The following is a 13946-nucleotide window of genomic DNA, read 5'->3' on the forward strand; positions in this document are numbered from 1 at the left end:
GCTCTTGCATGCTCAGACCTGATAGCATCATTTCTTAAATTTTACATTGTATAGCATATAAATGTCAAAAATTCCATATCATTTTGAACTATGTGGCTTAGAAACGGTAGTGAAACAAAATTTTAATAGAAATAAAAACAAAAAAGATCCGAACAACGCAATTGTTGTCCGGATCTTTTTTGTTTTGTGTGATTGGATCTTTGTAAGCCGCGAGATTACCAGCGTGATGATGAACGGCGATTGTTGCCACCGGAGCGTGGATTGGAGCTCTGGAAGCAGTCGCTACAATAAACCGGACGATCTTCACGAGGCTGGAAAGGAACCATCGCCTCTTTGCCGCAGCTGGCGCAGGTTGCAGAGTACATCTGACGCTCGCCACGATCACGACTACCGCCACTATAGCTGTTACCACCGTAGCTATTACCACCACTACGGCCACCCATCTGGGCTTTGCGCGCAGAGCGGCATGAAGGGCAGCGGGTTGGCGAATTGGTCAGCCCACGGCTCTGATAAAACTCCTGCTCACCGGCGGTGAAAACGAACTCCTGGCCGCAGTCGCGACAATACAGCGTCTGATCTGTGAATGACATGTTTCTTCTTTCTCAATTCCTGAGTAAACTAACTCAACTTGGTTTCTGCATTGTGCGGCTTACAATAGACTATCTATTCTGAGCGACGAAGCACTATACAGTGTGCACTCAGTATAACATATAATTTTGAAAAAAGCACTGTTTTCTCAACGATTTTTTCTGCTTTACAAATTTGAGAGATTGACCATCAGAAAAATTATATTTACTGATCGGCATATGAATATTATGCTGCACTCTACAAATTTGAGAGATTGACCATCAGGCAAAATTATATTTACTGATCGGCATATGGATATTATGCTGCACTCTATACTACTAATGACTGGTAACATAAACCGAAACAATGGTAGAGAAGAAAAGGGTGGTGCAGATAGTGGGACAGGGACATTCTTCCAGGAAAGTGTTCGATCCATTATCAGAAGATCTGATCTATACCTCACCTTCCCTTGTCATTAGCAAAAAACCTTCACAGGTAGATCTCCAACGCCAGATTGCTCGCTATACTCAGTGGCTTCAGCAGCATGAGCTCAATCATCAACAACAGCTTGCTCTTATTCAGCAGCAAAAGGAGCGTTACCAGGAACGTGCTCAACGCAAGGTCATTGTTGGAGAGAAAACCATACGAACCTTTGCGCCATTTATCCCTACCTATTCCGCTCTGTCAACCTTCAGTAGAGGTCAAAAAATCACTGGCATTCTGTTTATATTGGCACTTCTCCTTGGCATCTCCTTCTCTTATATGGACACACTTGTTGTTCTCATGTTCTTTATTACTATCCTTTATATTGGTTCATTGGCACTGCAATTTGTGATGTCATTGCGAACTTTTATCGCAGACTTTGAAGAACATATTGATGATACGATTATTCATGGTCTGGGCGAGGTCGAATGGCCTGGCTACACAGTCCTCTGCCCTCTCTATAAAGAGGCCGCCATTATCCCGCAGTTTACACGAGCAATACAACGGCTGGACTACCCGGCTCATAAACTTCAGGTTCTGCTACTGATTGAAGAGGATGATCTCGAAACACATGAGATCTTACAAAAGATGGAGCTACCAGAGTATTTTTCTATTGTGATTGTTCCCGCAGGTACTCCAAAGACAAAGCCTCGCGCCTGTAATTATGGCTTAATCCAGGCCACCGGTGATTTTGTCGTGATCTACGATGCCGAAGATGTGATGGACCCTTTGCAATTGAAGCGCTCTGTGTTGACCTTTGCCAATTATGGTCCCGAGATGGTCTGTGTGCAGGCCAAGCTCAACTTTTATAATACGAAACAGAACCTGCTGACACGCTGGTTTACCGCTGAATATTCCGCCTGGTTTGATCTTCTGTTACCTGGTCTCCAGTATCTGCGCTTTCCGTTACCGCTGGGAGGTACCTCCAATCACTTTCGCACAGATGTCTTGCGAGCTCTGGGTGGATGGGATGCCTTTAATGTCACTGAAGATTGTGAGTTGGGGATTCGACTCTCGCAATTTAAGCTCAAAACAGTCGTTCTCAATTCTACAACGTATGAAGAGGCAAATCCACAGGTCCATAATTGGATTCGGCAGCGCTCGCGCTGGATTAAAGGCTATCTGCAAACCTATCTGGTCCATATGCGCCGTCCATTGTTTATGTTACGGCAAGGCATGTTCAGAGAATTTCTAGCCCTTCAATTTTTGATTGGGGGTCGAACGCTTACAATCTTTCTTAACCCTATCCTCTGGCTGGTCCTGCTCTTCTACGTTTTTTTTTTCGTTTTAATATTATTGGTTTTTACCACCGCCTCTTTCCAGCTCCTGTCCTGTATATGGGGACTATCTGTCTGATTCTGGGCAATTTCTTCTACATTTATCTCCACCTGTTCGGCTGCGTGCGACGTTACCAGTATTCCCTGGTCAAATGGGCTCTCACGATCCCTATCTACTGGTTATTGATGAGTGCCGCAGGGATGCGAGCTCTGTTTCAATTATTTTTTAAACCACATCATTGGGAAAAAACTATTCATGGTCTCCATCTTCAAGCAGTTCTCTCTGCAGAAGAGAGCGCACCATCCGTTGCTCATCTACCAGCGGAAGGGACCAGTTCGATCGCTCATCTATCTGGCGAGAATACTCATTCCATTGCTCATGCTGATCTCTTACCTGTTGACGATAGTGAGATGACAGAGACCCCTGGTATCCCTGTGACTGAACTCAAACTTACACCCCTGCCACGATTAATGAACCTTCTTCCTCCTCGTCTCCCCGCAGCCTTCTCGAATTCTGATCGACGAGCACTGAACCGTCCCGCTGTGCTGGTGCGCGATCTCTGGCTCCTCAGTGTGATCCTATTAGCAAGTATTGCCAGTGTTATTGCATCCATAGGCTTTTTTATGAATAGCGAAACACTTATTTATGATGATGCCTACTCACATATAAGAATAGCTCGTAGTATGGTCGATAGCATTACCCCTGGCTTTGCCCAGCTCGGTGGCGTCTGGTTACCGCTACATCACCTGTTGATGGTCCCGTTTATCTGGAATGATACGCTCTGGCGCACTGGTTTCGCAGGCAGCATACCTTCTATGAGCGCCTATATTCTCGGTTGCGCTTATCTGTTCCTCTTGATTCGCCAGCTTACGCATAATAATATGGCCAGTTTTATTGGTACTCTGGTCATGCTGCTGAATCCAGATCTCCTCTATCTGCAATCGACAGCCCTGAGCGAAATTGAGTGCGTGAGCGCTGTTCTGTTTACTTTTTATTATGTGTTGCGTTGGGTACAGGAGGATCAGACAAGGGATCTGGTCCTGATGGCTTTTGGTATTCTGTTGGTCTCGCTGATTCGCTATGATGGCTGGTCGCTCTTTATAATTCTCTTTGCGCTGGTGGCAGTGATTGGTGTCTGGAAACGACATGGTTGGAAAAGAATTGAGGCGAACCTGATTCTGTTTGGACTGATGGGAAGCCTTGGAATGGCGATCTGGCTGGCCTGGTGTAAGATGATCTTTGGCGATCCACTCTATTTTCAGCGAGGTCCCTATTCGGCTCAGGCTCAACAGATGAAGTTTCTGGCGGCCCATACGCTCTATACCTATCATAATGTGTGGCAGTCCGTTCGCTACTATGGACTGGATAGTCTTGAAAGTATTGGTGGGCTGCTCTTTCTTCTAGGCTGGCTCTCTGCCCTCTTTTTCTTTCTACGGTATCGTTTTACACCAGTGACTCTAGCTGTAGCAACGTTCCTGACGCCATTTGCCTTTTACTGTTATAGCCTTTACTCGGGGCAGGCTATCCTCTATCTGCCGGGTGCTTTGCCTCCTGGGGCTCCTCCACAATATTTTAATGTTCGTTATGGTTCAGAGATGGTTGCCCCACTGGCCTTCTTTCTAGGGGTCGGACTGGCACACCTTCCAATACGCCACTGGCTCAGAAAGTGGCGGGGAGCTCTCTATGTCCTATGTATCCTGTTGATTGTTGGGCAGGCACTCTATGTCGGGGATGGACGCAATCTGGCCCTCAACGATGGCCTCTATAATCATAGCTGCTCCTCTACTTCACGACCTATCCATGTCTTTCTCTCACAACATTATAATGGAAACTTTCTCTTGACTGACGAATATACAACTCAGGTCAATGGACAGGTCTTTGGAGCTCAATTGCGAAAGATTATTTATGAAGGCTCTGATCCTTACTGGTCCCGGGCTCTAGCTGCACCTCAACAGATTGTGGACTGGATCATTATGCGACCAAAAGATACTGATGACCTGGTGGCAAAAGCTCTTGCACATAATGACGCTTTCCTGGATAATTTTACGCTCGTTCTCACTGAAAAGGATGGCCTGAGCCTGTATCTGCGGAATGATATCAACACCCTCCCATCACGCCCCGTTCCTCTCAATATCCTCAATAATGAGAAACTTTGCCAACGTTATGGAGGGTATACCTACTAATCTGGCCCCTTTAGCTCAATCCTCTCAAAATAACGTAATTTTTATGTACTGACGATGCTTTACAGCATAAAATATGATTATCATTAATGATGTTTATGATTTAACTAACTACTTGATAATAAGAGTAAGAGGTTTATCTGTTGTCTCAACCCCTCTATTTTGCTGAGACAGCTACTTAACCTCTCTTCCTGGCAATTCATGACAATACTATTCTCACAAAAAAGGCTGAATCTCTTTCTTAACTACAAAATCTTGGTAGATGTTCATGAAAAGGGTTCATCACCCGGCATGACACCTTTATTCTTAGAAGAGAGACAGGCTTTTGTGGGTGACCTGACTTTAGATTGGAGCTTTCAGTGGCACATACATCGCTACTCTTCTTTGCTTTTCCAGGTCTGGCACTAAAGAGAAAAGCAAAACAGCCAACGCTTCTAGAGGCTATCACCTCTAAGACAACCGATGCATTTATGCCTTCATCTGGTATTATCCAGTCTCCCAAACTTTCGGTTATCCTCTCAACACAACAAAATAGCTACGAACTTCAATCCGTTATCCAGCAGATCAGGCAGAACTTGTACACTCTGATCGATGAACTGGAAATACTGGTTGTTCGATCTGCACCTGATCTTCCATCTCATCAGCCAGGGACAGAGCCGTCTCCTACGCGATCTGATGCAACCGGACAACCATATGTCCGATGGTACAACAATCTGTATGCAGCGATTAATCAGGCACAAATGGATCTGATCTTGCTGATGAATGCTGATGAAGCCTTCCAGATCGCTGACATACAGGCCTTTCTGTCGCTAACTGAGCACTATGATCTGGTGCTTGGTTATCGAGACAAGCACCAGATCTCATCTTTACAGCGAATGGGGACCTGGCTGTGGCGGCAGTTGGTCTGGTTCATCTTTGGCTTGCAGGTACGCGATATCAACTGTACGTTTAAGCTTTACCATAGGGATTGTCTTAACAACATCTCGTTAGAGGGGGGCGATAACTTACTGCACACAGAGATGCTCTACAAATGTCTTCGCAAAGGATACACCTATACAGAGGTAGCGCTTACTGCTCCTTCTTTACAGTCAATCGGATCACAGTCAATCAGACCTGCTTCGCTCTCTCGACGCTCCAGATCGCCCCTCAAAAAGTGCTATGAGCTCCTTCTTTACGCTCAACGCTGGCATATGGAGGAGCTAAGCGAAATGAAATAGGTAATGATCCGTTATGAAACTTCTGATCGTTTCCTGAGATGCGAGATTTGCGATCTTTACTCTTCATAACACATAACGCTAACATCACTGAGCCCCACACAATCCGATGACAGATTGTGTGGGGCTCAATGATGTTAGAGGATAGAGACAGAGAATTTATCGATCAATTCTCTGTCTCTAACCAGGCTAGAGCAGGCTGAACAAGATGGTCTTGCGATAATCATTCAAGACAACTGGTAGGGCGGCGACTGTAAAGCTCAGCTTCCGCGCAGGGAGTGGTTGAGCAGAGACAGCTGTATGCGGCTTTGCTTGAATGGTCGTTGAGTTACTGATGCTCACATTATCGAACGTGCTGGTGTTTAATGTGCCATAACTATGCGACGTAACTTCCAGACCTGCATAGATGGTGCTGCCCATCGGGATCGTTCGTGAGGTTACCTGTGTATAATTCACACCGTCGCTTGAAGCATAGCCAGTGAAGACATCTCCGCTACGAACAAGCTTGACCCAATAAGGTACAGTTTCCGTCCCAGGGGTGGTAGTTTGAGCATTGGGCCCCGATGTATCGCGCCACTGATACACAGCTCCGTTGCCTGGTGTAAGCATCTGCATGGCAAAGAGCGAATCTGAGTTCAGCGTATCACGCATCATCACACCAGACTTGGCCCATGCATTCGTATTGTCCTGTGAGACGACGCGAGCGATAATCTCTCCATCACCGGTCAAAGAAGTATACACAAAATGGAAGGCATCGTTTGCCTGCCAGATATCCTCGCCAGAGCCCTGGACAGTAAAGGTCCCTGTTCCGCTATCATAGCTTGCAGAACCTGCCGCCCCTACTGTACCAATATCCTGATTGGTAATACCTGTTGGCAGAGAGGGCGTTGGAGTAACCGTTGAACCTGTCAGACGTGCGTCGGCCCAATCAGCATGATCACTGGTAATACCATCACCAGCATCAGTTACGAGCAAGTTCAGATCATTGACGCCAGCTACATTGACATCCACGGTCTGTACTGGTGCCCCACCAGCCACAACACCGCTATCAAAGAGAAGAGTATTGTCGCCATAGACCTGGAAATCGACTGTACCCGCGCTACCAGTTTCATCATCTACCCCCACATCTGAAAGGAAGCGACTGTAATTTCCATTCAATGTGTAGTGGATCTCAGAGATCGCATGTGTTCCGATACCTTTAGGATAGACTCTTCCCCTCAAAGTAAGAGGATTCAAGTTGACTGAAAGATCCTTCTCGACGCTTCCAAAGCCTGCGGTCGCAGAAGCGGGTGTGAGATCACTGAGATAGGTGCCTGTAAAAGGAACGGGACTCGGCGTGGGAGTTGGACTTGGCGTGATTGTTGGCGTTGGCGTTGGTGTTGGGGCCGTGTTAGTAATTGAAACGTTGTCAAATCTGGCTGTATTCAACAATGAGTTGTCATGGGAGTTATCGAACAGACCTACATAGACGGAACTTCCCATCGGAATGGTCGCTGTTCCAATCTGAGTATACGTCGTGCCATCGCTAGAAGTTGAAGCCGTAAACAGATTCCCACTTCGGGTCAATTGAACCCAATACGGAACTGTTGCTGATGGGTCGCCTGTCTGAGAGACCGTTGTTCCTCCTGCTGAGGCTCGCCACTGGAAGTTTGCTCCATAGGAAGGTGCCAGCAGCACCATTGCCTGTGCAGAACTACTTGTAAGTGATTCGCGAATCATCACACCAGCTTTGGCCCATCCACCACCTGTGGTGTCTTGTGAAAGCACATGAGCAATAATGGTAGCATCACCATTAATAGGTTGGTAAGCATAGCGGAAGGCATCGCTCACATCCCAGACATCTGTGCCCGAGCCCTTTAACGTAAAGGTACTGTTGCTGCTATCGTAGGTAGCAGAACCGGCGATATTAACAGCTCCAACATCTTGCGTCTGGTATGGGCTGGGGAGAGGACCATTGCTCGTTGGTGTCGTGGTTGGAGTGGTTGAAGGCGCGGTTGAACCCGTAATTGCCACATTATCAAACGAGGTGATATTCGCGTTGGCATTATCGTGAGAGGTTGAGGCCAATCCCACATAAATGCTGCTTCCCATAGGGATGTTGACAGAGCCGACGGTGGTATACGTCACACCATCGCTCGAGGTGCTCCCGGTAAAGAAATTGCCCGTTCGGGTCAACTTCACCCAATATGGGGCTGTCGTGCTGGCAGATCCACCCAGGCTAAAAGTAGGGCTAGAAGCAGAGGGTCGCCACTGAAAATTGGTGCCATAGCCAGGTGAAAGCATCATGAATGCATGAGCGGAGCTCGGGTCAAGCGTCTCACGCATCATGACACCAGCCTTGGCCCAACCTCCACCAGTATTGGCCTGCGAAGCAACCCGAGCTACGATGCTGCCATCACCTGTCAATGTCTGGTAGATATACTGGAACTGGTCATTGCTATTCCAGATATCTGTTCCTGACGAAAAGGTATTAAAGGTATTGCTGGTGCTATCATAGGTAGCCTCTCCAGGAATGGCAACGCTTCCAATATCCTGAGCCTGATAGCCAGTTGGAAGAGCTCCACCTGAAATGGATGGCGTTGGTGTGGGCGTTGGCACTGAACTGGTTGGGCTCGGCGTTGGCGTCTGCGTGGCCGTCGCCGTGACATTAGAGACTGTGACATTATCAAAGGTGCTGGTATTAATCTGGGTGTTATCGTGTGAATTGACGGCCAGTCCAATCTCAACCGAATTCGCCATCGGGATGATAGTCGTCCCTAGCACAGTATAGGTGTTAGCATCACTGGACGCATAGGCTGTGAAGAGATTCCCTTCACGCGTCAGTTTCAACCAATAAGGGGTGACGAAGGCTGATGGACCTCCTATTCCTGTACTGGGGATATCAGAAGCGGTGCGCCATTGGAAATTGGCTCCATTTTCTGGGGTAAGCATGGCAAAAGCATAGGCCGAACTCGGGTCAAGCGTTTCTCGAATCATTACGCCTGCTTTGGCCCAACCACCTCCTGTATTCTCCTGTGAGGCAACGCGGGCGACGATCTGACCATCACCACTTAACGGCTGATAGACATAGCGAAACTGATCAGATGTATTCCAGACATCAGTACCTGAACCAGAGAGGGCATAGGTTCCATTTGCATAAGAGGCTATGCCTGTTGGACCAACTGAACCGATATCCTGCGTCTGAAAAGGAGAGGGGAGCGAGCCGCTCGATGTCGAGGCAGCGGTAAATTGCACATCGTCAAAGGTGCTGGTATTGGTCAGGCTATTATCATGTGCAGTTACGACCAATCCAACATAGATTGATGATGAGGTAAAGTTTACTGTGGCAGCACTTACTTTGGTGAAGTTTGTTCCATCACTTGAGATCAGACCCTGCACCAGGTTTCCTTGTTTGATCAACTTCACATAATAAGGAGCTGAAATGGTGGGTGGGTCAGTTGGCGGTAGGGTCGGCGGGTTAGAAGTAATGTTTACGCTTAAACTTGTTGCACCTGTTGCACTACGCCACTGGAAGGCCGCTCCAAAGCCTGGTGTAAGCGCCATTAGAGCATAGGCGGCATTGGGGTCAAGGCTATCACGAAACATAATCCCCGACTTGGCCCAGGCATTCGCCGCCGTCTGGCTCGCCACACGCGCTACATAGGTTCCATCTTGCGTAATGGGCTGATATACATACTGAAACTGATCGCTCTGTAACCAGATATCACTTCCCGAACCACTGACGGTAAAGGTTGTCCCCTGATAATCAGCTGTACCGGTGGTCTGCACCGTTCCAATATCGGCTGATTGATAACTGCCAGGGAGAGCAAAGGCTTCCTGAGGACGCGCACTTACCGTTGTCAAAGCTGGTGCGACCAGCCAGCTAAACAGATAAATGAGTAAGGGACCAGTACGCCAGAGCAAACGTCGGGATTGTAAACTCGAAAACACTCTCTATTCCTCCACTACTTGTCCTTAGAAAGCCTCTGTCACTATCTGTAAACAGTTGAAAGATAGTTAAAAATGTTGGCTTCCTGTATGCAATAACGGTCAACAATGTGAGATAGCATGGTCATAATTAAAAAAAGCGATTCTTATGACACAGTGCCATTTTTAGTATAGAAAGTCTTTATAATGATTTTCTTCTAAGAAGAGACTATTTGTTGGTGAAGGTAGACAAACATATGATGGCAAAATAAAGCGGTGCTTCTCCAGCACAATGATTTTACTGGAGGAACACCGCTTTATGACGCCATGATTTAGTTACATGAGCAGCATCGCAAAATGGCTCATAGCTGAGAACTTGAGCGGATGTATTCTATCCACAGGTTGGCTGCTTACCTTCTGGAGATAAGCAAAGTTCTCATTGGAGGCTCCTTGAACACTGCTCGGATCAAAAGAGAGCGTTTTTGAGCGATTATGCGGGATAAAGGCTGGCGCAGGAGTGGGTGTATTAACAAGCGAACCGCCACTAAAGTCTACGTTGTCAAATGTGGCACTGCTTATAACACCATCGTTGTGAGATGTCACAGCCAGACCAATATAGATGGTACTGGCCATCGGGATAGTCTGGGTCGTATCGAGCTGCGCATACGTGGTCCCATCGCTGGAGGCGTAGGCTGTAAAGTCATTGCCTGACCGAACGATCTTGACCCAGAAAGGGGCACTTCCTGTGATTGGACTATCACCTATCGCATTTTGATTGGTCTCTGCTCGCCACTGTAGCAAGGCTCCATTCCCAGGAGTAACGAGAGCCGCTGCATATTTAGAGCCTGCATCCAGGGTCTCACGCATCATCACGCCTGCTTTAGCCCATGGATCAGTATTCCCCTGGCTCACTACCCGAGCTACTATCTGCCCGTCTCCTGTTAATGAAGCATACACAAAATGGAAGCCGTCGGCATTAAACCAGATATCGCTACCAGAGCCGTCTACAGTGAACGTTCCTGTTCCACTGTTATAGCTAGCAGAGCCAGAGGCAGCAACTGAGCCAACATCCAGATCATTAATACTGGCAGGTAAGGAGGATGGCGTGGGCGTTGATGTCGGGGTCGGCGTTGGCGTTGGAGCAACATGAGTGATCGACACATTATCAAACGTGCTGGTATTGATGAGCCCATTGTCATGAGCTGTATCCACCAGACCAACATAGATGGCATCGGCCATTGGAATAGTAGAACTTGCAACCTGTGTATAGCTCACGCCATCATTAGAGGCATAACCAGTAAACGTATCACCACTTCTGGTCAATTTAAGCCAGTAGGGAGCGCCTACAGAAGCCCCAGAGATCGAAGAGGAAGGAGCTCCAGTCGTCGAGCGCCACTGATAATTAACCCCATTAAACGGTGTTAACACCATCATAGCCTGAGCCGAACCAGTTGTTAAGGCCTCACGAAACATCACGCCAGCTTTGGCCCAGCCATTTGTCGTGTCCTGCGAGACAACACGGGCTATGATCGTCCCATCTCCAGTAAATGGCTGATAGACATAACGGAACTGGTCACTTGTATCCCAGATATCAATGCCAGCACCATTGAGCGTAAATTTACCGGTGATGCTGTTATAGGTCGCACTCCCTCCAAGAGCAACTGCGCCAACATCTTGCGTCTGATAAGGAGAAGGTAATGGCCCATTATCCTCTGGTGTTGGAGTCGGGCTCACCGTTCCCGTTGGGAGTGGCGTGGGAGTGGCCGTTGAGCCAGTGATCGACACATTATCTAATGAGCTGAGATTGCCGGTGGTATTGTTATGGGAAGTCGAAGCGATTCCAACGTAGATAGTATTGGCCATCGGAATCGTGATGGTGCCAATTGTGGTATAGCTTGTTCCATCGCTAGAGGTTGAACTGGTGAAAACATTGCCTGCTCGTGTGAGCTTCACCCAATAAGGAAGAGTAATGTTCGCAGGCCCGAACTGATTAAAGCTCTGACTGCTTGCAGTAGGACGCCATTGAAAATCTGCTCCATTGCCTGGCGTCACAATAGTAGAGACATGGGCGGAGCCAGGATCAAGGGTTTCACGCATCATGACGCCTGTCTTGGCCCAACCGCCACCAGTATTATCCTGTGCGGTCACACGTGCTACGATACTACCATCCCCAGTGAGCGGCTGGTAGACATACTGAAACTGATCGCTATTGCTCCAGATATCGTTCCCTGAGGAGAACAGATTAAATGTACCAGTCGCACTGTCATATGCAGCCTGACCGGCAATTCCTACAGCTCCAATATCTTGAGCCTGGTAACCGCCTGGGAGTGCTCCACCCACGACAGAAGGCGTCGGAGTTGGACTCGGGGTCGGAGTTGGCGTTGGTGTTGGCGTCTGGGTCGCCGTCGCTGTAACCGCGGTGATCGTCACATTGTCAAACGTACTCGTATTGACTTGTTGATTATTATGGGAAGTCACAGCCATGCCAATAGTGACGGTAGTAGCCATCGGAATCGTAACTGTCCCTAATTCAACAAAGAGGGTATTATCACTGGAAGCATAGGCTGTAAAGACATCCCCAATGCGCGTCAGCTTAAGCCAGTAAGGGGCAACAAAAGCCGAGGCCGACCCGACCCCCGTACTGGACACCCCTGAACCAGTCCTCCATTGAAAGTTCGCTCCATTGCCTGGCGTGAGCATGGCAAAAGCGTACGCGGATGATGGATCAAGCGTCTCGCGAATCATGATACCAGCCTTGGCCCATCCACCATCAGTGTCATCTTGAGAGGCTACATGAGCCACAATCTGTCCATCACCGTCTAATGACTGGTAGACATAGCGAAACTGGTCAGAGGTCCCCCAGATATCTGCTCCCGACGCAGAGACTGTAAACGTTCCATTATCATACAAGGTCGTTCCAGCCGAGCCGACAGAACCAATATCCTGCGTCTGATAGGGCGAGGGAAGAGTTGTTGTCCCGGAGGTTTGAGCCGCCGTAAACTGCACATTGTCAAACGTGCCGGTATCAACGGTGGCATTATCATGCGAGGTCACGGCAAAGCCTGCATCAAACGAAGATGAAGAGAAGTTAATTGTTGCGGCACCAACTTTGGTAAAAGTAGCTCCATCGCTCGAGATCAGACCCTCAATCAGATTCCCTTTTTTGATCAGCTCAACATAGTAAGGAGCAACTATTGGATTATCCGCTCCATCTGTACTGAGATTATAATTTGAACTAGAAGCACCGGTCGAGCTGCGCCACTGAAAAGCCGCTCCATTGCCTGGAGTAAGCGCCATCAGAGCATAAGCAGCAGCAGGGTCGAGACTATCACGAAACATAATTCCCGCTTTGGCCCAGGGATTCCCTGTTGTCTGGCTCGCCACACGCGCCACATAGGTTCCATCTTGTGTGACAGGCTGATAGGCATACTGAAACTGATCGCTCTGTAGCCAGATATCACTTCCGGAACCAGCTACTGTAAATACCCCATCCTGGTAATCGGAGCTCCCCGCTTGCTGCACAGGTCCAATATCTGTTGACAGATAAGGAGAGGGCAATGCTAAGGAGACAGAGGGATGAGCATGCACTACCCCCAATGCCGGTGCGCACAACCAGAAAAACAAATACAAGCACAATGGGCCAGTATACCAGGTCTTCCATAAATAGGATAACTGAGGAGACATAGGCTCTCTTCCTCCACAATCGCTAAATCTACCACTTCCTGAGAGCACAAAAAACGACATGACTATTGGGTAGAGCCGCCAGGGCTCGCAACCGTCGATCAAAGTTCACATACATGCTTGTTATTATGCTTCAGGACTCGAATTTAGTATAGAAAGCCATTATAATGATAGATATCTAACCTATTTTTTATCTCCTGTAGCTTCACATAATAGTAAACACCTTGAAGATATCTTCACCTATCTAGTCATGTAACTTCAATAATGTTATTATTGTGTAGGTCAATAACATTTCTTTAAGGTAAATGCGAGAGAAATTTCATTTAAACATCTATTGCTATCTTTCTATTGAATTATAAAATAATATGTCAGGAGTTTTTAACATTTACAAAAACATTCAAAAAACATTTTTCATCAAAGTTAAGAAATGGCCATTGAAACAAGTGAATAAACACCTTGCCTTAACCACAATCTTACCTACTTGTTCCTGGAATTAAGATACATTTATTTCATACAATTTTTATATGATCTTCTTTCATTCGTTATCAGTATGAGTTATTATTGCGATTCTTTTATAGGCATGTATGGGCATACTTTAAATCGCCGCCGCTGTATGTTTATACATTGATATTTTTCG

General features: G+C 47.4%; 6 protein-coding genes. 3 read left to right on the forward strand and 3 right to left on the reverse strand.

The window, feature by feature from the left end:
• Positions 1–215: 215 nt before the first annotated feature.
• Positions 216–590, reverse strand: coding sequence for a zinc-ribbon domain containing protein (locus EL628_RS01655; RefSeq protein ID WP_126578068.1), 375 nt, complete (start codon positions 588–590; stop codon positions 216–218).
• Between the two features lie 361 nt (positions 591–951).
• Between EL628_RS01655 and EL628_RS01660 the strand changes: the two genes are divergently transcribed.
• From EL628_RS01660 to EL628_RS01670, 3 genes are all read left to right on the forward strand, one after another.
• The gene (locus EL628_RS01660; RefSeq protein ID WP_161975201.1) at positions 952–2406 is read left to right on the forward strand and encodes a glycosyltransferase; all 1455 of its coding nucleotides are present in this window, start codon (positions 952–954) and stop codon (positions 2404–2406) included.
• Positions 2388–4511 (forward strand): hypothetical protein, encoded by a 2124-nt coding sequence (locus EL628_RS01665; RefSeq protein ID WP_126578070.1) that lies wholly within the window; start codon positions 2388–2390, stop codon positions 4509–4511. The genes EL628_RS01660 and EL628_RS01665 overlap by 19 nt, the downstream gene beginning before the upstream one ends.
• Positions 4512–4867: 356 nt before the next feature.
• Positions 4868–5725 (forward strand): glycosyltransferase family protein, encoded by an 858-nt coding sequence (locus tag EL628_RS01670; RefSeq protein ID WP_126578071.1) that lies wholly within the window; start codon positions 4868–4870, stop codon positions 5723–5725.
• Positions 5726–5911: 186 nt separating this feature from the next.
• Here the strand turns inward: EL628_RS01670 and EL628_RS01675 are convergent, their stop codons facing one another.
• Together EL628_RS01675 and EL628_RS01680 are read right to left on the reverse strand one after the other, a co-directional pair.
• Positions 5912–9652, reverse strand: coding sequence for an NPCBM/NEW2 domain-containing protein (locus EL628_RS01675; RefSeq protein WP_126578072.1), 3741 nt, complete (start codon positions 9650–9652; stop codon positions 5912–5914).
• 312 nt (positions 9653–9964) lie between these two features.
• Positions 9965–13312: a DUF1349 domain-containing protein gene (locus EL628_RS01680; RefSeq protein ID WP_126578073.1), complete on the reverse strand. Its 3348-nt coding sequence runs from the start codon at positions 13310–13312 to the stop codon at positions 9965–9967.
• Between the last annotated feature and the right edge of the window lie 634 nt (positions 13313–13946).

Source organism: Tengunoibacter tsumagoiensis (assembly GCF_003967535.1).
Lineage (GTDB): Bacteria > Chloroflexota > Ktedonobacteria > Ktedonobacterales > Ktedonobacteraceae > Tengunoibacter > Tengunoibacter tsumagoiensis.

What these genes read in the sequence shown, in the direction of transcription:
- EL628_RS01655 (WP_126578068.1), bottom strand. Translation starts at nt 590, where the DNA reads ATGTCATTCACAGATCAGACGCTGTATTGTCGCGACTGCGGCCAGGAG.
- EL628_RS01665 (WP_126578070.1), top strand. Translation starts at nt 2,388, where the DNA reads ATGGGGACTATCTGTCTGATTCTGGGCAATTTCTTCTACATTTATCTC.
- EL628_RS01680 (WP_126578073.1), bottom strand. Translation starts at nt 13,312, where the DNA reads ATGTCTCCTCAGTTATCCTATTTATGGAAGACCTGGTATACTGGCCCA.